The organism is Arthrobacter sp. ZGTC131 (assembly GCF_002929275.1).
GTDB lineage: Bacteria > Actinomycetota > Actinomycetes > Actinomycetales > Micrococcaceae > Arthrobacter.
The window spans coordinates 1-530 of record NZ_PJIK01000106.1 but is presented as its reverse complement, the minus strand read 5'-3'; the positions used below and the strand labels follow the sequence as shown (position 1 = coordinate 530).

At 65.8% G+C, this 530-nt stretch carries 1 protein-coding gene; it reads right to left on the bottom strand.

Features of this window, described 5'->3' with window-relative positions; all coding sequences use genetic code 11:
- A partial coding sequence (locus CXQ90_RS21900) for an ABC transporter substrate-binding protein (RefSeq protein ID WP_219816758.1) occupies positions 1-530 on the bottom strand: 530 nt, incomplete at both ends.

The following is a 530-nucleotide window of genomic DNA, read 5'->3' as shown; positions in this document are numbered from 1 at the left end:
AGTCGGTGCCGTTCACGCCGTCGTTGAAATAACCCTTGGACTGCCAGTCGGCCAGTTTCTGCGCGGCGGCCTCGTTTTCCGGCGTGGTCCAGGACGCGCCGGCATTGCCGAAGCCCAGCTTCTGCACGTCCTCCGTGGACACCATGGATCCCTGCACCGGTCCGAACACGTGCAGCGCCGGCCACTTCTCAATGTTGCCCAGCAGCATCGGAGTCTCGCCGGCTTCCTTGGCGGTTTCCATCGCCGCTTCAAACCCTGCCCAGTCCTCGGGCACGTCCAGGCCCAGCTCTGCCAGTTTGGACTTGCTGTAGAAAACGCCCACCACTTCGCCCACCTGCGGCAGCCCGTACAGGCTGCCGGTGCCGAAGGTCTGGCCGTCCTCGCTGTACTTCGAATACTGCAGCACGCTCGCCGGGTAGCGGCCCTCCCAGCCGTATAACCCGGCCCAGGGATCAAGCGGCAGCAGCTGCCCCGCGGCCACAAAGGCACCCATGGCGTTGCGGCCGTTGTTGGCCTCGACCACGTCCGGG